This window comes from Rahnella sp. Larv3_ips (genome assembly GCF_003697865.1).
GTDB classification, from domain to species: Bacteria; Pseudomonadota; Gammaproteobacteria; order Enterobacterales; family Enterobacteriaceae; genus Rahnella; species Rahnella rivi.
The window spans coordinates 510567-531327 of sequence record NZ_MJIB01000014.1 but is presented as its reverse complement, the minus strand read 5'-3'; the positions used below and the strand labels follow the sequence as shown (position 1 = coordinate 531327).

The window sequence follows — 20761 nt, the reverse complement described above, 5'->3', positions numbered from 1 at the left end:
ATTTACCCTTGCGCCTCTTCAACGGAAGACGCGAATTTATAGCCTTTTCCCCACACGGTCAGAATACGTTCCGGCTCGGCCGGATTGGTTTCTATCTTGATGCGCAGCCGGTTAATGTGGGTGTTCACCGTATGCTCATACCCTTCGTGCTCATAGCCCCAGACCTGATTCAGCAGGCTGAGGCGCGAGAACACTTTGCCGGGATTTTTGGCGAAGAAATACAACAGATCAAACTCACGCGGCGTCAGCTCCACCGGCTGATGATTGAGCACCACTTCGCGCGCGATCGGGTCTATCGCCAGCCCGGAGAAACTCAGCGTGCCCGCATCCATCTTCATGTTGCGGCTCATGGCTTCCTGACGGCGGAACAGCGCCTTGACCCGCGCCACCAGTTCGAGCATGGAAAAGGGTTTTGCCAGATAGTCGTCAGCCCCCAGCTCCAGCCCCAGCACGCGGTGTACTTCACTGGAGCGCGCGCTGATGATGATGATCGGCGTATAACGCGTCATGTTGCGGGCACGGCGACAAATCTCCAGCCCGTCAACGCCCGGCAGCATCAGATCGAGGATCAGGGCATCCCACCCGCCTTTTTCCAGCAGCGCCACACCCAGATTGCCGTCAGCGGCGTGGGTAATTTCATAGCCTTCATCACGCAGATGCAGACTGAGTAAATCCGCAATATCACCGTCGTCTTCGACAATCAGGATCTTCTTCGTTTTATCCATTTTTTCTCAACCCTTGCTTCCAATCTCTTCCCTGAGTCTACACAAGCGAATGCCTCAGAGTTATCACATTTAATTTAACTTTGCGTGAGGTCTTCGGGAACAAATCCGCCGGATACTGATGACATCAACAGGGCAGATGGCGGGCAGACATCATGACAACACACACAACGTTACCTCCGGCGGTGAAACCAGCCCCGGCCACGGTTCATCCCTTATGGCTGCGCCTGACGCACTGGCTGAACGCGCTGGCGGTGCTGATTATGGTGACCAGTGGCTGGCAGATTTATAACGCTTCACCGCTGTTTGATTTTGATTTCCCCTCCACCGTGACGCTCGGCGGCTGGCTGGGCGGCGCGATTCAGTGGCATTTCGCCGGTATGTGGCTGTTTGGTTTTAACGGATTGTTTTACCTGCTGATGAATATTTTCACCGGCCGCCTGAAACAGAAATTCTGGCCGCTGACCCCGCGCGGTATTTTCAACGATCTGCGGGCGGCGCTTCGCGGCACGCTGTCACACAGCGATTTACGCCACTACAACATGGTGCAGCGCGCTGCTTATGTGTTCGTGATGTTTGACGGCATCGTGCTGGTGCTTTCCGGGCTGGTGGTGTGGAAATCGGTGCAGTTTCCCCTGCTTCGCGAACTGATGGGCGGCTTCGATACCGCACGTTACGTGCATTTTCTGGCGATGGCCTCGCTGGTGGGATTTGTGGTGCTGCATCTAGTGATGGTGGCGCTGGTGCCAAAAACGCTGATCGCCATGATCCGCGGACGTTAAGGAAAACCCGATGAAAAACATCATCAAAAAAAGTATCAGCCAGATTTTTAGCCCGTCGGACAGCGAAGCCATTGTGCAGGAAGCGCAGAAACAGATTATCCGTCAGCTGGATGCGCCCTCGCGTCGCCTGTTTTTACAGCGCGGACTGACCCTCGGCGGCGTGGCGATGCTGACCGGTTGCGACATCAGCGATAACGCCAGCGTGGAAAACGCGCTCGGTAAGATTTCGGGCTTTAACGACCGCGTACAGGGCTGGCTGTTCGGTTCGACGCGTCTCGCGCCGGTGTATGCCGAATCGATGATCACCCGTCCGTTTCCGTTTAATGCGTTTTACGCCGAAGACGACGCACCGGAAGTCGACGGCAACGCTTATCGCCTGAAAATCGCCGGTCTGGCGCTGGATAAACGCGAATGGTCACTGCCAACGCTGTACAAGATGGCGCAGGTCAGCCAGGTCACGCGCCACATTTGTGTTGAAGGCTGGAGCGCGATCGGGAAATGGGGCGGCGTGCCGTTCGGGGATTTTCTCCGCCTGATTGGGGCAGATCTCACGGCAGAATATGTCAGCTTTAAATGCGCAGATCAGTATTACACCAGCATTGATATGGCGACGGCGCTGCATCCGCAAACCCTGCTGGCGCTGACTTATGACGGGCAGATCCTGCCACGAAAATACGGTTTCCCGATGAAACTGAGAATGCCAACCAAGCTGGGTTACAAAAACCCCAAGCATATAGAAGTGATTGAAATAACGAACACATTCACCGGTGGCTACTGGGAAGATCAGGGCTACAACTGGTTCGGCGGAAGCTGAACACGCCACACAAAACCTTTGTCTCTTAAAACCTGAAAGAAGGAATGACCATGAAAAAATTAACCGTAATGATGATGTCTGCTTGTCTGATGATGGGTGCGGTCAGCACCACTTATGCCGCTGACGCTATGGCGAAAAAAGACACCATGGGCCACATGTCGAAAGACTGCATGAAAAAAGACAGCATGAGCAAAAATACCATGGCGAAAGACAGCATGGGCAAAGACTGCATGTCAAAAGATCACATGAAAAAAGACAGTATGTCGAAGGACACCATGTCCAAAGACAACATGTCTAAAGATGCGATGAAAAAAGAGCCGTCCGGCCAGTAATCCGGCTCCCGCTGCCTGAACCTCAGGCATAAAAAAACGCCTCCGTCTGTTATCGCGGAGGCGTTTTGCTTTGTCTCAGCAGCCTGCATTCAGGCAAAAAACGTTATTTCGCGGCAGTGGAAGCCAGACGGATCTGAATATCGTTATCGAGATTATTCACCCAGTGATTATACCCGCGGTGGATTTCACCCTTCTCTGCCAGCAGATTAGAACTGCTCACATAATTAATGGTGTAGCTGTTTTGGGTGTAATTAACGCGGATATTCGCCACGTGATCACGGTTGTTCAGACGGCCGTTGATCACGCCCGGTCCGCCAGCAGTCATGATCCAGCCACGGTTTAATCCGGCGCTCATGATCGCGGTTTTAATCTGGTCTTCCGAATTATGCGTGGTAATGGTGGTGTGTGGCGTTAATACCGGTTCAGTACGCGAGCACCCTGCCAGTGAAAAAATGCACACCAGCCCAATAAGTAACTTACTTGTAGATTTCATGTAAACCTTTTGAATTTATCATTGGCGATAAGAGACTGAAAAGTCGCCACAATATACGCCATTGGCTGAAAGGTGTCATGACATGCGCCGGTTGAGTTTAGGGGATATTTTGCGTAGTATACGAAACATATATGATTCGTATACTGCCGAGGTCGCCCGATGGGTATCATTAAGATTTCAGAACTGATGCATGAAAATCTGCGTATCGCCAGTCTGGCCTATACGCGTTCGATGAATGCGCAGGCGGAACACTGGATGAAAATAGGCATGCTGATGGAAACCCATCCGGACATGACGCACAGTGAAATTTCGCGGCTGCTGGTGCAATGCAGTCTGGAGTCGGATGAAAACACCGGCAGTATCCGCACGCTGTTAAACGTGGGTGGCACACACAGGAAGGCAAGCAATGAATAGTGGTTTAGACAGCAGGTATTTCGTTAATAACAACCGGATGATCAAAACCCCGGAAGGCATCGATAAAGCCCGCATCGCCGGAAAACTGGCCGCCCGCGTGCTGCACATGATCACCCCTTACGTCGTACCGGGTGTCACCACCAATGAGCTGGACCGCATTTGCCACGATTTTATCGTTGATGAACTGCAGGCGATCCCGGCCAATATTGGCTATCAGGGCTATCAGAAGACTGTCTGCACTTCCATTAATCATGTGATTTGCCACGGCATTCCTTCCGACAAGGCGCTGAAAAAAGGCGATATCGTCAATATTGACGTGGCGCTGATCAAAGACGGCTGGTACGGCGACACCAGCCGCATGTATTACGCCGGTGAACCCTCCATTATGGCGCGCCGTCTGGTGGACACCACGTTTGAAGCAATGATGGCCGGTATTGAAGTGGTACGCCCTGGCGCGACGCTGGGCGATGTCGGCTTTGCCATCGCCGCCGTGGCACACCGCGAAGGCTTCTCCATTGTGGAAGAGTATTGCGGTCACGGTATCGGCATGGGTTATCACGAAGATCCGCAGGTGCTGCATTACGGCGAGCAAAACCGCGGGCTGGTGCTACAGGAAGGCATGCTGTTTACCATCGAGCCGATGCTCAATGCCGGTAAGAAGCAGAACAAAGTGCTGGGCGATGGCTGGACGGTCGTGACCAAAGATCACTCGTTGTCGGCGCAATGGGAACATATGATTGCGGTGACGAAAACGGGCTATGAGATCCTGACGCCGTGGCCTGAAGAGAATTGATGCTCTGATACTACAACGCCTCCGTCCGGAGGCGTTTTGCTTTCTGGCGCGCGGTTTAGCTGCGCTCAATGTCTTTTGTCGCGCGATCTAACGCATCGACAATTTTAAATAACGTATCCTGCCCGACAGGGCCTTTCGCCAGCCGCAGGTTTAACGCCATGCGGAGATTATTAATGGCCCGCTGCATTTCCGGAATACTGCGGTTATTCGATAATATCGCCAGCGAATGCAGTTTACCGGTTACCGCATTCAGTAATTCGCCCTGCTGTGCCAGCGATTCGGCCCCTTCTGCGGTGATCGTATATTGCTTCTTACCGCCCTCTTCCTGAGAAGAACTGATTAACGCCTGCTCTTCCAGAAAAGTCAGATTGGGATAAATAATACTGGCGCTCGGTGTGTATTCGCCTTTGGCTAATTCCTCGATTGCCTTAATCAATTCATAACCATGCGCCGGACGCTGCTTTAGAAAATGCAGCATTAATAACCGGATGTCTCCGGTTTCAAACATTCTTTCGCGACGATGTTTATTCATCAGCATTATTTATTGTGCCAGTAAGCCACGCAGCGTACATAGGCTGGATCGCATTTTTGAGTGACGGTGAAATAGTCGTTCAGCGCTTTCACCCGTTTGCCTTCGCCGGTGGCCCAGATATAAAAATCATTGTCCGGCAGCGTCAGGCTTTTGACTTTCTGCATCAGGGCATCAGTTTCAAGATCGTCGCTGTCTTCTGCGCCAATGATCCACTCAACGCTGACGTCTTTTTCGTCTTCAAGATAGCGCACACAACTGGCGTCTCTGGCTTTCACCAGCACGGTGATTTTCGCGCCTGTCGCGGCCTGTTTCAGCTCACTCAGGCGGCGTTTCAGCGCCGGAAGACCGGTTTCATCACACACGTACAATTGCCATTGATAATCCATCGGAATGATCAACGAACCGCGCGGACCGCCGATAATCAGCTTATCGCCGGGCTTCGCGCCCTCCGCCCACTCACTGGCGACACCGCCGTCGTGAAGGTAAAAATCGAGCGTTAACTCGTTGGCCTGCGCATCAAAATGCAGCGGCGTGTATTCGCGGTTGAGCGGACGCGGCCCCTCGCCCCACACAATGCCCTCTTCGGTGGCCACCGGCGGCGTGACCACATCCCCCTGGGTGGCAGGGAAAAACAGTTTGATGTGATCATCAAAGCCACGGGAGGTAAAACCTTTCAGATCTTCTCCGCCGAGGACAATCCGCTTAAAGCAGCCTGCAAGATTTTCAGTGCGCTTGACGGTGAGATCACGAAAAGCCAGCTCGTTTTTAACGCGAACCGGCAAGTTAGCGGCAGGTAAATCAGTGCGATATTGTTCCATGTTCTTCTCTCTTTCAGGGAATCAGTTGCCGTGAAAGATATATCTTAGGAATGTTTTACGCAAGTGCCTTACCGCACGCCGCCCCGTAAAAACATATCGACGGCGTTCACCACCAGTTGGCGGATCTCGGCAATCTGTAGCGGTTCCGGGTTTTGCTGATAGATGCGCATATTGGTTTCAGCGGTCACCAGCGCCAGGAATTGCTGCGCGCGCAGGTGCGGATCGGCCTTCGCCAGTTGCCCTTTTTCCATCGCCACCGTCATAAACGCGGCCAGCGCCCCGATGGATTCCCGCGGGCCTGAATCATGGAACAGCGTGCCGATGTCCGAATGCCCGGATTCCGCGATCACCATGCGGTATACCGCCAGCGCGGTGCTGTCGTTGGTCAGCACCAGCAACATGCGTTCACCAAAACGCGTCAGCACGTTTTCTAAATCCAGCTCGGCAAAAGCCACGTCCAGCCCGTCAACCGCTTCGGCAAGATGCCCGGTCGTAAAAGCTTTCACCACCGCGACCAGCAGCGCCTCTTTCGAGGGGAAATAACTGTAAAGCGTCGCTTTGGAACCGCCGAGGCGTCTGGCGAGTTCGTTCATTGACGCACGCTCGTAGCCCATTTCCTGAAACAACGTTGCGGCAGCTTCGACGATCGCTTCCCTGCGGGCTTCGGTACGAACTTTCATCTTCACTCCTGAGACATTTTCCGGCACCGGCAAGGGGAGAATCGCCTCCGCCGGGCGCTAAACTGTACGGTACAGTTCTTGTATACCTTCACTCTAACTGCGGGTTTAGGGGTTGTAAAGCCAGCCTGAAACGCCCCTTGCGGCGTACGAAGTGCAAAGATTCCGTTAAGAAACGCATTTATCTTTATCATTTTGTTGATAACAATTATCAGTATCATTATCATTCGCACCAACGCCAAAATGGGTATCGCAAAAAATAAACCCATATTTTATAAGGACAAAGGCTTTCTCAGGAAGAGAATCACCAGTGCGTCTTAGAATTTGCAGGGCAGTTTTGTTGAGCAGAACTTAAAAAATCAGTGCAGGACTAAAAACACATGTTCAAATCCTTTTCACAGCAGGGTTTGGTGAAAAACGTCGTTTTTATGGGGACGATTCTCACCACCACTTTTAACGTACACGCAGCGGAAGCCGTAAAAGACACCACCGATCTGGCACAAAACCAGACCTCTTCTGAAGTGACCAAGAAGAAACCTGTGCGTACCGCGCAGGATTTGGCGCAGAGCAACGAAGAAGTCATGACGGTTACCGAGACGCTGCCGGATAAAAAACCGGGCTCGAAAACCACCCTCACCGCCGCCGACATGCAGAAAAAAGGCGGTAAAGATTTCGGTACGATCATGCGTTATGAACCGCTGATCAGCGCAACGGGTTCCAGCGGCGGTTCCGGTAACGGCAAAAGCGGCTTTGACCGCGCCGGCTACACCGGCTACAACATTCGTGGTCTGGAAAGCAACCGCGTGAGCATCGACGTAGACGGCATTCCGCAGCCCAGCGCCACTGGCCGTGCCTACGCCAGCCGCGCCGGTCTGGGCACGTTCGGCATTGGCCGTGACTACATCGATCCCTACATGTACGGTCAGGTGGATATTGAATCCGGTGCCACCTCGGCTGAGCGCGCCAACACCTCTATCGGCGGTGCCGTCTCCTTCCTGCCTAAATCCGCAGACGATTATCTGCGTCCGGGCAAAGAAACCTACTTCGGTTACCAGTCAGATTACAGCTCCTCCGATCGCTCATGGCACAACGGCATCACTGCCGCCGCCGGCGACCAGGAACTGCGCGGGCTGGTGGCGATCAGCCGTCGTGACGGTCAGGAAACCCGTAACAACAGCGATACGCATGACGCGTATCCGGCCAACTGGCACTCCAACGCGATTATGACGTCCGGGATCTGGCAGCCAAACGATGAACACAAATTCACCGGTACGCTGGATTACTACGAAAAAGTAAACCACACCCATTACGATGCGTGGAACAGCGCAGGCAGCGCCGTGCTCGGCACCGCACAGCAGCAAAGTAACACCCGCCGCTGGGGCGTGAGCCTGAAAGACGAATGGACGCCGTTTAACGATTTCGCTGACGCCGTGGTTTCCAAAGTCTATTACCAGTACACGCAGGCGCACGACAACACCTACATGCCGAACGCCAGCAAGCAGATGATGAACGTCTATTCCAACTATGACGTCAACACCTACGGCGCGGAAACCAGCTGGCTGAAAACCCTTGGCCGCCATGAGCTGAGCGCCGGGATCAACGGTCGCGTATCCAACACCGAACGTCCGTTCCGCGAAAGCCCTGAGCAGAGCATTTACACCACCACCATGCAGCCGGAAGCCAACAGCCGCAGCTACATTCTGGGCGGCTTCCTGCAAGACACCATGAAGTTTGACCTCGATGGCCATAACTTCTCGGTGATCCCTGCGGTGCGCGTGGCGTATCAGAACACCAAATCGACAGACCTGTCTGACCTGTCCAACAACGTGGTGTCGGAAGATTCCGTCTCCACCCTGTACGGCAAAGCCAATACGGATACACAGGTTCTGCCTTCTCTGGCGTTCACTTATGATCTGACGCCAAAACTGATGACCTATCTGCAATACAAACGCGGCGCACAGTTCCCGGATGCCAGCCAGCTTTACGGCTCATGGAACCTCGGTTCGTCTTACGCGGGCGCTGCGCAGTATGCGCTGATCGGTAATACCGATCTGAAAACCGAAACCAGCAACAACTTCGAATGGGGCGTGAAAGGGGAAGCCACGCAAGGCGTGAGCTTCAAAACCGCCGTGTTCTACAACACCTACAAGAACTTCATCGCCAACACCCGCTACACCCGTGCGGCCAACGGCAACATGTTCACCAACGTGCCCTCCAACATTTATACGATTTATCAGGCTGAAAACCGCGATAAAGCGTACATCTACGGCGGCGAGCTGAGCACCAAAATTGACTACGGCGCCTGGTTCAGCGATGTGAATGGCCTGAGCACCACCTTCGCCCTGGGTTACGCGAAGGGTCAGTCGAAGTCCAGCTATGCGGGAGACAAATACGTCGATCTCGACAGCGTTCCGCCAATGAAACTGGTGGCAGGCGTGGCGTGGGACGATCCGTCCGGCGTGTACGGCACCGCGCTGACGGCGACCTTCGTGAAAGGCAAAAAAGCCGAATCCACTAACCGTCAGAGCTACACCAACAGCGGCACGCCAATCGCCGATTCCACGGTGGATTACATGAACGTGCCGGGCTACGGCATGGTAGATGCGACGGCGTACTGGCAGGTGGCGAAGAACGTGAAAATCAACGGTGGCGTGTACAACCTCACCGATCGTAAATACTGGGATTACCTGAGCAGCCGTACGCTGACAGACACCACCAATCAGGATGCTTACAACAAAGCGCTGGCCGTGATGCCGGGCCGTAACTTCCAGCTGGGCGTTAACGTCGATTTCTAAACGATAATTCCACACAGTAAAAATCAGGGGCGTCATGTGCAAACATGACGCCTTTTTTGTTATCCGTATGAAACCTGTCGGCGCGCACGTTTCGCCCAATGCTGAAACGTCAGAATAGGCGTTTTCCTTTTTTACCTTGAGAGATTACATGGAATTAATCAGAAAACCCGTCGCGCTGGCCCTCGCCCTGCTGCTGTTACCCCTCACGGTTTCGGCGACCACGACCCTGCGCTACACCGATCACGAACCGGCGGGCGCGATGCGTACCCGCTTTATTGAAGACGTACTTTTTCCGGCGATAGAAAAAGAATCTCAGGGTCGCCTGAAAATTGAAGCCCATTGGGGCGGCGAACTCTCCACCGGTTACGGCGCGCTGCGCACCGTCGGCGAAGGTAAAACGGCTGATATCGGCATTGTGGTGCCGGAATATTCCGCTAAACAGTTACCGCTGCATCAGATATTTAAAAGCTTTCCGGTCGGGCCTTCGGGCGCTCAGCAGATCGCGTTTTTCCGCCGCGTGTTTGCTGAAATCCCCGCATTCAGCGCGGAGCTTAAAAAAGAGAATGTGGTGAATCTCTTCTCTGCGACCGGCTATCCGGTGGCGTTTTTCAGCACGCACCCGCTGAAAAATCTGGAAGACATCACCGGCACCACGTGGCGTTCAGCCAGTTTCTGGCATCAGGATTTCCTGCGCAATGCGGGCGCAAAACCGGTGACCATGCCGTGGGGCGCACAGACGGTTAACGCCTTTAAGACCGGCGCGCTGGACGGCATTATGGTCAACGTCGACAGCGGTTATGATCTCAACATTCACAAGATGGCACCGGACGTTTTAGTCTCAAAAGAGCTGTGGCTCGGCCATGTGTATCTGCTGGTGATGAACCAGAACGTCTGGAACAGTCTGGCGCAGGAAGATAAAGACGCCATCACCCGCGCCGCCAGCACCGCGTACCAAACCGCCGGCTCAGTGATGGACAGTCACTTTGAAACGCAGCTCGAAGCGCTGCGAAAACAGGGGGCGAAGGTGCGCGTTCTGCGACACAGCGAAGTGGCGCACTGGCAACAGGTGACGCGTTATCGGGAGATTCAGGCCGACTGGGTGATCAGGCAGGAAGTATCAGGCGTGAAAGACGCCGGTCCGGCGATGCAACAGGTCACTGACATCATGACGCAGGTGATGAAGTAAATTGTGGCGAATGTCAGACAGAGGCGTTCGCCCCGCCCCTGTCTGATGTCTTTTACCCGCCGCTGACCGGCTGGATCACCGGATTTCCTGCGCGATCCTGCAAGACCTCCACCTCCACGCCGTAAGTGTGTGCGATAAGCTCTGCCGTCACGACGTCACGCGGTTTACCTGCGGCCTGAATTTTCCCCTGCGCGACCACCAGTAAATTGTCGGCGTACTGGCAGGCCAGATTGAGATCGTGCAGCACAATCACCGTCACCCAGCCACGCGCACGGGTTTCGCGACGCACCAGATTGAGCAACGACATCTGATGTTTCAGATCCAGCGCGCTGACCGGCTCGTCCAGCAGCATGACGTCGGGTTCACGCATCATCACCTGGGCAAACAGCGCCATCTGCCGCTGCCCGCCGCTCAGCGAGGCGATTTCACGCCCGGCAAGATGCGCGATGCCCGCCTGCTCCAGCCGCTGCATCGCGGCGTCGAGCGTTTCATCATCAATGTGCAGCGCCAGTTTGCCGAGCCGCCCGAGCACCACCACTTCCAGCACCGTCAGGTCGATATCGGCGGTGGTGTCCTGAGGAAGATAGGCTATCGCATCACGCCAGCCGTGCAGCGATTTCCCCCGCACTTTGCCGGGCGAGAGTGTGCGTTCGCCGCAGCGGATCTGCCCTTCCGCCAGCGCCAGTTCGCCAAACATGGCGTTGAGCAGCGTGGTTTTACCGGTGCCGTTCGGGCCAATGATCACATGGATTTTACCGGCTTCCAGATGCGTGCTGACCCCGCCGATGATCGTGCGTCCCTGCCGGTGAATATTCACATTGTCGAGCCACATCATAGGGTTCTCCTGCGCGGTGCGAAGATAAGCCACAACAGGAACGGCACGCCGACAATCGCCGTCACGATACCCACGGGAAATAACGCCCCCGGCACAATCGACTTCGACAACACCGATGCCGCCGAGAGCATCAGCGCCCCGGCGAGCACCGACATCGGCATAGAGAAGCGCTGATCCTCACCCACCATCATGCGGGCGATGTGCGGCGCGACCAGCCCGATAAAGCCGATCACCCCCACAAAACTGGTCGCCGTCGCGGTCATCACCGCCACGATGATCAGGATTTTCATCCGCAGCCGCCGGACGTTAACGCCCAGACTCAGCGCGCGCATTTCACCCATGCGCAGCGCCGCCAGTTTCCACGAATCCGCCATCAGCAACAGGCAGCACACCAGGGTGGTGACCGCGGTCAGCGCCAGCGTCGGCCAGGTTGCTTTGGTCAGGCTGCCGAACAGCCAGAATAAGATCTGCTGCGAAAGCTCGGGCGACGACAAAAACTGAATCAGCGACAACAGTGACTGGAACAAAAACAGCAGGGCAATACCGCCGAGAATGATGGTTTCGGTTCTGACCGTACGCATTGACGCCAGCATGAACAGAAACAGCGCGGCGATCATCGAAAAGATAAACGCGCCGATCGGCACGGAAATCATCGGGTTCAGCCCGAAGCCGCCAAATGCCAGGCTCAGTGCCGCGCCAAACCCGGCCGCAGCGGCCATGCCAAGCGTGTACGGGCTGGCCATCGGATTGTTGAGCAATGTCTGCATCTGCGCGCCGCCCGCGCCTAAAGCCGCACCGACCACTAACGCCATCAGCGCCATCGGCAAACGGAACTCACGCACGATGGCGTCGGTCATCGCTGCCCGTTCGCCAATGCCGGTCAGCGAGCGGATGACTTCGGAAGGCGACAACATCGACGGGCCGGTGGCAATATCAAACACCAGGCTGACGGCGGTTAACAGCACAAAAAGCAGAACGTAGCGCCAGCGTTTACGTTCACGTGCGCGGTGAGCGGAAATCGCTTCGCTCCGTCCGGTGGAAATGGTCATCAAAATCCCCTGTCAGAAAACGCAAGAAGCGCTGCTCAGTGGCAGCGCCCCGGTATCACACCCCTCAGGATCAGTCTTTCAGGCCGACCACAAACGTGCCTTGCGGGGTGACAGGGAGATATTTTTTGTAGAAGTTCAGGTAGTTCGCCAGCGGATCCATATCTTTGAACTGTGCCGGATAAAGCTGTTTCGCCATGTACTGCACCATCGCGAAATCAGAGAGGGTGCGGGACGCGCCCTGATAGACGCCGTACAACTGGCCGTTTTTGATTGCCGGTAATTCAGCCCAGCCACGACGGTTTTCAAAGCCTTTCAGCTTCTCACGCGCTTCGGCTTTTCTGATGCCCCCGCCCATCGGCAGGGCTGACGGATTTTTATTGTTTTCACGCCCTGAAATGAAGATCACATCCGGTTTTGACGCCAGCACCTGCTCCGGGTTGATCGGCCCCCACCACTCAACAAACGGCGCAGCGATGTTGTCGCCGCCCGCCACGGTAGCCATCGCGCCCCACATATTTTTACCGTAGGTGAACGAATACTCTTCCGGCCCTTTGTTTCCGAATTCCACATACACTTTCGGCTTAGGTTTACCGGAGGCGGCGATGCGATCGGCCACCTCTTTCAGGGAAGAGGCATACAAATCCGCCATTTCACCGGCGCGCGCTTCCTGCCCGGTCAGCGTGCCCAGCACGCGGGTTGAGGCCACATGGCGCTCAACGGTTTGCGCGTTATAATCGATGACCACCACCGGAATGCCCTGCTTCTCGATGCGCGCCACGTCGCCGCCCAGCGCTTTAAACTGCCAGTCGGCCAGCACCAGCAAATCCGGGTTCAGACTCAGCACTTTTTCTACCGAGAAACTCTGCGCTTCAACTTCGCCCACGTCAGGAATGTCTTTCAGCGACGGACGATGTGCAACGTGCATCTGCCAGTTTGCCGGCACCGAGCCTTCCCACGCTTCGCGTGAAATCCCGACAACCGAGTCGTAGGCCTTTTCGCCGCCGACGGACATGTAATCTTCAAAATAAAAACCCACCACCACGCGTTTGGCGGGGAGATCGACTTTTACCTGACGCCCGATGACGTCGGTAATGGTTTTGATTTCTGCCAGAGCAGAAGCACTGAGGCTCAGCGTCGCGAACGACAACGCGCAGGCCAGCGAGCGCAGGGTAAGAGTGTGTGCAGCCATGAAGTTCAGTTTCCCAGGATAAGTAAAACAAGTTGAATGAAAACGATTATCAATTACGTCTGACGCTTTTATTTACACAAATAAACATTTTCTTTCAAGTGATTTAACACAGCCTGCGTGGAAATCCGTGCATAACTGAACCGGGGTGTACATTTTCTTGACAGACGAAAAGTCTTACTTCATAAATATACCGTACCGTACGGTTTTGATGTAAAAACAAACCGACGTCCCGCTGCGACTCCTGACAGAAGGTAAGACGAATGTCTGCGTTAACGAACGGCTATTCTTTGGCAGCCTTGATTTCTTTAGCTTTTCTCACCGGGTGCGCGAGCACCCAGCCTGTGCCCTACACCGGGGTCACCTCTTCCTCCCGGATGAAACCTGATACGCAGGATGAATCCGGCCACATTTCATACCGCTACAGCATCCCGACGGACTGGAATAAATACTCCAGAGCGATCCTCGATCCGGTAGTGATTTATCAGGGTTCGGATGCCCAGTTTGATGATGTTTCCGCCGAACAGAAGCAGGCGCTGGCGGACTATATGCACCAGGCATTTGGCAAAAGTGTCGGTCAGCATTTCCCGCTGACGCAGACAAAGATGCCCGGCACCTTGCGCATCCGCCTGACGCTGACCGGCGCCGAAACCACCACGCCGGTGCTGGGCACGTTTTCCCGTTTCGATCTGATGGGCGGGCCGTACAACATCGTCCAGTCCGTCCGGGGTAAACAGGGCTCGTTCACCGGCTCAGTGAGTTACGCGGTGGAAATTTACGATGCAACGTCTGACCAGCTGCTCAGCGCTTACATCGCCAAACAGTATCCGAACTCGCTGAACATCGGCGCGAGCTGGGGGGCGCTGAGCGCGGCTGAAACCGGCCTCGACATTGGCGCCGAACAGCTGCAAGAACAGCTGAAATAAACGGGACGCAGAATGAAAATCTACCCGCAGCAGGTCATTTGCAAACACTGCGACAGCCTGTATACCCGACAATCCGTGCGGTCCGGCGAGGCCGCGCGGTGTCAGCGCTGCCATGCCGTGCTGTACCGGGGAAGCTGGCTGAGTCTGGAACAGTGGCTGGCATTAACGGTGACGGCGGCGGTGTTTTTTATCATCGCCAATCTGTTTCCGGTGCTGGAAATCCAGTTTCACGGTCAGTCGCAGGCGACGACCTTAGCGGAAACTGCGATGGCGCTGGCGCACAGTTACGCCTCGCCGCTGGCTATTCCGCTGGCGTTGCTGATTATCGTTTGTCCGTGCCTGCAAATCCTGCTGCTGGGCTGGGTGCTGTGGCACGCCTGCCGGAATAAAACCGCACCGGGCTTCGCGCCCGTCATGCGTTTACTGGCCGGGCTTGCGCCGTGGAGCATGGCGGAAGTGGCACTGCTCAGCATTCTGATCGCCGCCATCAAACTCTCCGGGCTGGTGCACATCACCACCGGCCCCGGCACCTGGGCGCTGCTCGGATTATGCCTGTTACTCCCGGTAATCAATCATCAGGATTTTCATTCGCTGTGGAGACTGAAAACCCTGAAAGAGAAGCGCGGATGAAGCCGGTCAGACAGGCATTATCTGCGGGTCTGGTGCGCTGCCCTGTCTGCGGGCTGGTGTGTGAGCATGTGCTGGCCGTGCAGGATTTGCCCTGCCCGCGCTGCAACACGCCGCTGCACCCCCGTCACCCGGAGAGTCTGTCGCAAACCTGGGCGCTGCTGCTGACCGGTCTGCTGCTGTACCTGCCCGCCAATCTTTTGCCGGTGATGTACAACAGCTTTGCCGGTCACGGCGGGGAGAGCACGATCCTTGGCGGAATCTCAGGATTCTGGAATTCCGGTGATTACGCCATCGCGGCGATCATTTTTGTCGCCAGCGTCGTTGTGCCCTGCGCCAAATTCCTGATCCTCGGCGGGCTGCTGATCGCGGCTAAAAGGCCGCAGACCGGCGGCCAGCGTTTTCGATCCCGCCTGTTCCGCCTGACGGAACATGTCGGTTACTGGTCAATGCTCGACGTCATGGTGGTGGCGATCATCGCCGCGCTGGTGCAGTTCCCCGGTTTCAGCACCGCCGAACCCCGTATCGGCATTGTTTTTTTTGGCGCAGTGGTGATGTTCACTCTGCTGGCCGCACTGACGTTCGATCCGCGTCTGCTTTGGGAAAATAAAAAGAATGACTGACCACGACTCACCCCCGCCTGAGATCCTGCCGCGCCGCTGGCGTCCCTCGCTTATCTGGCTGGTGCCGGGGATCGCCGCGTTCACCGGCCTGTTTTTGCTGATCCAGCTCTGGATGTCCGCCGGGCCGGAAGTCTCCATTACCTTTCAGACAGCCAGCGGATTACAGGCCGGTAAAACCGAAGTGAAATACAAAGACGTTACCGTCGGGCTGGTGAAATCTATTGTGTTAAGCCCTGACAGCCAGCGCGTTCTGGTCACGGTATCGCTGATGAAGAATGCTCAAAATCTGGCGAAAGCCGACACCCGTTTCTGGGTGGTTCGCCCGCGCGTCGGTATGGGCGGCATATCAGGCATTGATACGTTGCTGTCGGGCGCGTACATCAGTCTCGACACCGGCACCTCTGAGAAATCCGGCAGTCTTTTTCAGGGGCTGGAGTCGCCGCCGACGGTGATAAACGGCATGCCCGGCAAACAGTTTGAAGTGGTGGCCGACGATCTGGGTTCGCTGGATATCGGCTCGGCGGTCTATTACCGGCGGATACCGGTTGGCCGCGTCTCTTCTTACGCGCTGCGCCCGGACGGCAAGGGCGTGAGTGTGAATATTTTCATTGATGCCCCCTATGACCGTTTTGTCACGCCATCCACCCGTTTCTGGAATGCCAGCGGCGTCGATTTGTCATTGAATTCCGACGGGTTACAGCTGAAAACCCAGACACTGGCCTCGGTGATAGCAGGCGGGATCGCGTTTGCCAATCCGCCGGAAAGTGGCGCGTCTCTCCCTTCCGGCGGCCACAGCGTCTTTCATCTGGCAGACGATCAGGCTTCGGCGATGGCCCCGCAGGACGGCACCCCGCAAATCCTTCAGTTGCGTTTTCAGCAGTCCTTACGCGGGATGCAAACCGGCGCGCCGGTGGAGTTTTCCAGCGTGAAGCTCGGCAAAGTGACGGCGATCGATCTGGATTTCGAACCGGCGGGCTCACGCTTTATTTCGGTGGTCACGCTCGAGGTTTACCCGAACCGTTTAGGCCGTGTGCTGCAAAAGCTGCCTAAACCGCAGAAAGATGGCGATAAACAGGCGGCCTTTTTCCTGCGCGATCTGGTGCAGCATGGCCTGCGGGCACAGGCGCGTACCGGCAATTTACTGACCGGCCAGTTGTATATTTCGCTCGATTTTGTTCCCGGTGCCGCGCCGGTGCCTTTCGATCTCAACGCCCGCCCTTTGCGCATTCCGACGCTGAACGGTGGTTTCGACCATTTGCAGGAACAGCTCGCCACCATCATCGGCAAAGTGTCGAAAATGCCCATTGAGTCGATAGGCAATAATCTCAACGCCACGCTGGGCAATCTCAATCAGACGCTGATTCAGGTGAACGGCCAGGTGTTGCCGCAAACCACGCAAACCCTGCGCCAGCTGGATCAAACGATGAAAGGCGCACAGGCGCTGCTGGCGGCGGACTCTCCGCTCTTCAGCACGCTGGCCGAATTCCAGCGCACGCTCTATTCCCTGCGCACACTGAGCGGTTTACTGACGCGTCAGCCGCAGGCTTTGTTGACCGGCAGACAGAATGACCCGAAGGAACACCCATGAAACTTACCGCTGCTGTAAACACCGCCTGCGCCCTGCTGCTGCTCAGCGGTTGTGCCTCCTCCACGCCGCCGCACTATTACACGCTGGTGACCGCCGCCGACAGCGCACCGCCCGCCGTGGCCGTCGCGCCGTTCGTGATCCGCATTCACCCGGTGACAGTGCCGGAACAGCTGAATCAGCCGCAACTGGTCACGCGCAAAGGCGACGGCGAAATGGTGATGTCCGATGACGCCCTGTGGGCCTCGCCGCTGCCGGAAGAAATGCGCAGCGCGCTTACCGGCCAGCTGGAACGTTTGCTTAATACCACCGAGATCAGCGGGCTGACGCCGCCGCAGGATAAACCGGTGGTCGGCATCAGCGTGGCGGTTCAGCGTTTCGATGCCTGGCCGGAAAACCGCGCCAGCATTGCCGTCACCTGGCGGCTGAGTTTTGCGGCAGGATCCGCCGAAGAACAGCTCCTCACCTGCCGCACGCAACATCAGCAAACGGCGCGGGGAAGCTATGCCGGACTGGTCAGCGCGCAACAGTCGCTGATGCGCGAGGTGGCACAAGACATGGCGGAGAGCATAAGAATGCGCCAGTGCCGCTGACGAAAGAAAATCACAAAACCTTTTGCATCAAATTGATACATTTTGTTATGTTATCACATATCAGATGATCAGCAGCGAAAGACGGATTGACGGGAATGACAGCAGACAGGATGAAAAATGGCCGACCGGTGCTTGCGGTTGAAGGGCTGACGCTGTGGATCGCCGGGGAAAAACGCATCGACGATCTCAGCTTTCACGTGAACGCGGGTGAACGCGTTTGTCTGCTGGGTGCATCCGGTTGCGGAAAATCGCTGACCGCCAAAAGTATCACCGGCGTTCCCCCTGCGGGGGCAAAAATCAGCGGCAGCATCCGCGTCAACGACGTGGAAGTCTGCGGAAAACACCCGGTGGCACGCCCTCTGGCAGGCCGCGTATCTACGGTGTTTCAGGACTCCTCCACCGCGCTAAACCCGCTGATGACGCTGGGCAAACAGTTGCGCCTCGCCCTGCCCGAGGCCAGAGAAAGTGACATCAGCGCCATGCTCGGTGCCGTCGGGCTGGGTGATATCCCGCATTTTTCGGCCCGTTATCCGGCGGAGCTTTCCGGCGGCCAGCGCCAGCGCTTATGTATCGCGCTGGCGATGCAATCTTCCTCCTCATTGCTGGTTGCCGACGAACCCACCACTGCCCTCGATGTGCTGACCCAGCAACGGGTTTTAGACGTGATGCGCAACGCCTGCGAGGTTCGCGCGCTGCTGTTTATCACTCACGACGTGGCGGTTGCTGCACAACTTTGTCAGCATGCACTGGTGATGGAAAACGGCAAGCTGGTGGAATCCGCGCCCATGACGCAGTTACTGCGCCACCCGCAACACCCTTACACCCAGCGTCTGGTTCACGCCGCGAAACAGGCCGCGACACTGCATTCTCCGGCCATCTCCGCCTGCGGAGTGGCGGTCTGATGAATTCTCCCCTGCATCTGGTGACTGAGCCTTTTCTGCATCTGCACAACGTCAGCCGTCATATCGCGCTGCCGCGCTCCTTCTGGCGTGCCATAAGGCAGGCACCGGTTGAACGCAACACGCTGTTTTCGCATTTATCGCTGCGCATTGGCCGCCATGAGCGCGTCGGGCTGGTGGGTGCCTCCGGTTGCGGGAAATCTTCATTACTGAAAATTATGCTGGCGATGGAAGCACCGGACAGCGGCGAGGTTTTCTGTCACGGCGTGCCGGTTCGCCCCGGTTCTGCCCGCTCGCTGCGCGATTTCCGGCGTTGCGTTCAATATATTCCGCAGGATCCGGCGGGGTCGTTACCGCCGGATCACACCGTCGGTCAGATTGTGGCACAGCCGCTCAAACGCCTCGGCGAGGGCGAGCCGGTCGGCCCGCGGGTGCGGGAAGTGATGGCGCAGGTCGGGCTGAGTGACACCCTGCTTGAACGCAAAGCGGGGGCGCTCTCCGGCGGGCAGGCGCAGCGTGTGGCGATTGCCAGAGCACTCGCCATCCGCCCTGAATTTTTGCTTGCCGACGAGCCGGTCAGCGGGCTCGATTTGCCGCTGCGCGCGCAAATCAAACACCTTCTGCAACAGGTGACACAGCAAAATGGCATGGGCCTGATGATGGTGACGCACGATATATCGATGGTCGCCGGGCTGTGTGAACGCCTGCTGGTGATGCATGATGGCCAGATCATTGAAGACCGCGCCACACAGGATATTCTGCATTCTCCGCACCACCCGCATACCCGCCAGCTGTTGCAGGCGATCCCACATTTACCTTTGACCGTTAATGGATAACCGGATGTTCACCCGATCACTTTCGCGCACTGGCGCACCCTGGCCTCCGTTGCTGCTCGGCAGTAATCTGGTGTTTAACATCGGCTTTTACGCGGTGGTGCCGTTTCTTGCCATTTTCCTGCGCGATGACATGTTGCTTTCCGGCTGGGCGATCGGCCTGGTGCTCGGCCTGCGAACGTTTTCACAGCAGGGAATGTTTTTGCTCGGCGGCGCGCTGTCCGATCGTTTCGGCGCGCGGGTGGTGATTCTGTGCGGCTGCGTGGTGCGTATCGCCGGCTATCTGCTGCTCGGCCTTTCCGACACGCTGACGCCGGTGATCATCGGTGCCTGTCTGACCGGCATCGGCGGCGCGCTGTTTTCGCCGTCCATCGAAGCCTTGCTGGCACAGGCCGGAACGCACAGTGAGAAAGCGGGAAAACGCAGCCGGGCAGAATGGTTCGCGCTCTCGGCGGTGTGCGCAGAGCTGGGCGCGGTGCTCGGCCCGTTACTCGGATCACTGCTTTCCGGCTATGGTTTTCAGCCGGTGGCGCTGGCCGGTTCCGGGCTGTTTTTACTGGCGCTGGTGGTGCTGTTTTTCACCCTGCCCGCCGCGCCGCAACGCGCTGCCGGACTGAACATCGTACCCTGGTGGCAGACGTTCCGTCAGCCGCGGTTTGTGGCTTTCATTGTGGCTTACAGCGCTTACCTGTTCAGCTATAACCAGCTGTATCTGGCGCTGCCGGTGGAATTGCGCCGCTCAGGCGGCAGCGAGCAAGATCTCGGGCCGTTGTTTGTGCTGGCCTCGGTTCTGGTGATCGTTCTGCAAATGCCGCTGGCACGATTTTCCCGCCGCATCGGCGCACGGATTATCCTGCCCGCCGGTTTTCTGCTGCTGTCCTCTGCCTTCGCCGCCGTCGCGATGTTTGCCTGGACGGTGCAGCCGGAAGGCTGGCTGCGGCTGCTGCCCTCGGTGTTACTGATCACGCTGCTGACCGTCGGGCAGATGCTGATAGTGCCGGTGGGGATGGATCTCATTCCGCGCTTTGCCGGGCAACATAATCTCGGCGCCCATTATGGCGCACTCTCCTCCATGGGCGGCATTGCCGTGCTGGCGGGAAATTTCCTGCTCGGCGGCCTGCTCGATGACGCGCTGGTGCCTTCCCCCGGCGCGGTGATCCCGTGGCTGGCGCTGGCTGCCGTTCCGTTTTTAAGCGCACTGGCGATGTGGCGAATCTGCCGCCAGCTGCCTCCTCCTGCAATCTGAC

23 protein-coding genes are annotated in these 20761 nt (G+C 56.7%); 15 read left to right on the top strand and 8 right to left on the bottom strand.

Translation table 11 applies throughout. The features are described 5' to 3' along the window. Positions 1-2: 2 nt before the first annotated feature. Positions 3-725, bottom strand: a complete 723-nt coding sequence (locus tag ED901_RS19005) for a response regulator transcription factor (RefSeq protein ID WP_056779545.1) — start codon at positions 723-725, stop codon at positions 3-5. Positions 726-877: 152 nt separating this feature from the next. Here ED901_RS19005 and ED901_RS19000 point away from each other — a divergent pair, with 152 nt between their 5' ends. From ED901_RS19000 to ED901_RS18990, 3 genes are read left to right on the top strand one after another with little or no spacing between them, the layout of a single operon-like run. Beyond that, complete coding sequence (locus ED901_RS19000) at positions 878-1504, top strand: cytochrome b/b6 domain-containing protein (RefSeq protein WP_122096881.1); 627 nt, start codon at positions 878-880, stop codon at positions 1502-1504. A gap of 10 nt (positions 1505-1514) precedes the next feature. Then, positions 1515-2318, top strand: coding sequence for a molybdopterin-dependent oxidoreductase (locus ED901_RS18995; protein WP_122096880.1), 804 nt, complete (start codon positions 1515-1517; stop codon positions 2316-2318). A gap of 50 nt (positions 2319-2368) precedes the next feature. Further along, positions 2369-2650, top strand: coding sequence for a pentapeptide MXKDX repeat protein (locus ED901_RS18990; protein WP_122096879.1), 282 nt, complete (start codon positions 2369-2371; stop codon positions 2648-2650). A gap of 103 nt (positions 2651-2753) precedes the next feature. Here the strand turns inward: ED901_RS18990 and ED901_RS18985 are convergent, their stop codons facing one another. Continuing rightward, a complete protein-coding gene (locus tag ED901_RS18985) occupies positions 2754-3143 on the bottom strand; it encodes a hypothetical protein (protein ID WP_056779557.1) in 390 nt (129 codons plus the stop codon). A gap of 159 nt (positions 3144-3302) precedes the next feature. Here ED901_RS18985 and ED901_RS18980 point away from each other — a divergent pair, with 159 nt between their 5' ends. Beyond that, positions 3303-3557, top strand: coding sequence for a ParD-like family protein (locus ED901_RS18980; protein ID WP_056779560.1), 255 nt, complete (start codon positions 3303-3305; stop codon positions 3555-3557). Continuing rightward, positions 3550-4350, top strand: a complete 801-nt coding sequence (gene map, locus ED901_RS18975) for a type I methionyl aminopeptidase (RefSeq protein ID WP_122096878.1) — start codon at positions 3550-3552, stop codon at positions 4348-4350. Before ED901_RS18980 ends, map begins: the two co-directional genes overlap by 8 nt. A gap of 55 nt (positions 4351-4405) precedes the next feature. Here the strand turns inward: map and ED901_RS18970 are convergent, their stop codons facing one another. From ED901_RS18970 to ED901_RS18960, 3 genes are all read right to left on the bottom strand, one after another. Further along, complete coding sequence (locus ED901_RS18970; protein ID WP_056779567.1) at positions 4406-4888, bottom strand: PadR family transcriptional regulator; 483 nt, start codon at positions 4886-4888, stop codon at positions 4406-4408. Then, the gene (locus ED901_RS18965) at positions 4888-5700 is read right to left on the bottom strand and encodes a siderophore-interacting protein (protein WP_122096877.1); all 813 of its coding nucleotides are present in this window, start codon (positions 5698-5700) and stop codon (positions 4888-4890) included. The genes ED901_RS18970 and ED901_RS18965 overlap by 1 nt, the downstream gene beginning before the upstream one ends. 68 nt (positions 5701-5768) lie before the next feature. Further along, a complete protein-coding gene (locus ED901_RS18960; protein WP_122096876.1) occupies positions 5769-6380 on the bottom strand; it encodes a TetR/AcrR family transcriptional regulator in 612 nt (203 codons plus the stop codon). Between the two features lie 377 nt (positions 6381-6757). Between ED901_RS18960 and ED901_RS18950 the strand changes: the two genes are divergently transcribed. Beyond that, entirely contained in the window at positions 6758-9172 is a 2415-nt protein-coding gene (locus tag ED901_RS18950; protein ID WP_122096874.1) for a TonB-dependent receptor domain-containing protein, read from the top strand. A 148-nt stretch (positions 9173-9320) separates the two neighbouring features. Further along, a complete protein-coding gene (gene dctP, locus ED901_RS18945; RefSeq protein ID WP_122096873.1) occupies positions 9321-10358 on the top strand; it encodes a TRAP transporter substrate-binding protein DctP in 1038 nt (345 codons plus the stop codon). Positions 10359-10410: 52 nt separating this feature from the next. Here dctP and ED901_RS18940 read toward each other — a convergent pair whose 3' ends face one another. The 3 genes from ED901_RS18940 to ED901_RS18930 form a co-directional block, all read right to left on the bottom strand. Further along, positions 10411-11193, bottom strand: coding sequence for an ABC transporter ATP-binding protein (locus tag ED901_RS18940; protein WP_056779585.1), 783 nt, complete (start codon positions 11191-11193; stop codon positions 10411-10413). Continuing rightward, positions 11190-12242 (bottom strand): iron ABC transporter permease, encoded by a 1053-nt coding sequence (locus ED901_RS18935; protein WP_056779587.1) that lies wholly within the window; start codon positions 12240-12242, stop codon positions 11190-11192. The genes ED901_RS18940 and ED901_RS18935 overlap by 4 nt, the downstream gene beginning before the upstream one ends. A 70-nt stretch (positions 12243-12312) precedes the next feature. After that, positions 12313-13431 carry an ABC transporter substrate-binding protein gene (locus ED901_RS18930; RefSeq protein WP_122096872.1) on the bottom strand — a complete coding sequence of 373 codons (1119 nt, stop codon included), beginning with the start codon at positions 13429-13431 and terminating at the stop codon, positions 12313-12315. A gap of 260 nt (positions 13432-13691) precedes the next feature. On the opposite strand from ED901_RS18930, the gene ED901_RS18925 reads away from it, so the two are divergent. The 8 genes from ED901_RS18925 (at position 13692) to ED901_RS18890 (ending at position 20760) form a co-directional block, all read left to right on the top strand. Next, entirely contained in the window at positions 13692-14354 is a 663-nt protein-coding gene (locus tag ED901_RS18925) for a DUF3313 domain-containing protein (protein ID WP_122096871.1), read from the top strand. Between the two features lie 12 nt (positions 14355-14366). Next, entirely contained in the window at positions 14367-14984 is a 618-nt protein-coding gene (locus tag ED901_RS18920; protein WP_056779598.1) for a paraquat-inducible protein A, read from the top strand. Next, entirely contained in the window at positions 14981-15604 is a 624-nt protein-coding gene (locus ED901_RS18915; protein WP_122096870.1) for a paraquat-inducible protein A, read from the top strand. Before ED901_RS18920 ends, ED901_RS18915 begins: the two co-directional genes overlap by 4 nt. Continuing rightward, positions 15597-17192, top strand: a complete 1596-nt coding sequence (locus tag ED901_RS18910) for an intermembrane transport protein PqiB (protein WP_122096869.1) — start codon at positions 15597-15599, stop codon at positions 17190-17192. The genes ED901_RS18915 and ED901_RS18910 overlap by 8 nt, the downstream gene beginning before the upstream one ends. Next, positions 17189-17782, top strand: coding sequence for a membrane integrity-associated transporter subunit PqiC (locus ED901_RS18905; RefSeq protein WP_122096868.1), 594 nt, complete (start codon positions 17189-17191; stop codon positions 17780-17782). Before ED901_RS18910 ends, ED901_RS18905 begins: the two co-directional genes overlap by 4 nt. Before the next feature lie 110 nt (positions 17783-17892). Next, positions 17893-18684: an ATP-binding cassette domain-containing protein gene (locus ED901_RS18900; RefSeq protein WP_371414331.1), complete on the top strand. Its 792-nt coding sequence runs from the start codon at positions 17893-17895 to the stop codon at positions 18682-18684. Next, a complete protein-coding gene (locus ED901_RS18895) occupies positions 18684-19517 on the top strand; it encodes an ABC transporter ATP-binding protein (RefSeq protein ID WP_122096866.1) in 834 nt (277 codons plus the stop codon). The genes ED901_RS18900 and ED901_RS18895 overlap by 1 nt, the downstream gene beginning before the upstream one ends. 4 nt (positions 19518-19521) lie before the next feature. Beyond that, the gene (locus tag ED901_RS18890; RefSeq protein ID WP_122096865.1) at positions 19522-20760 is read left to right on the top strand and encodes an MFS transporter; all 1239 of its coding nucleotides are present in this window, start codon (positions 19522-19524) and stop codon (positions 20758-20760) included. Position 20761 lies beyond the last annotated feature (1 nt).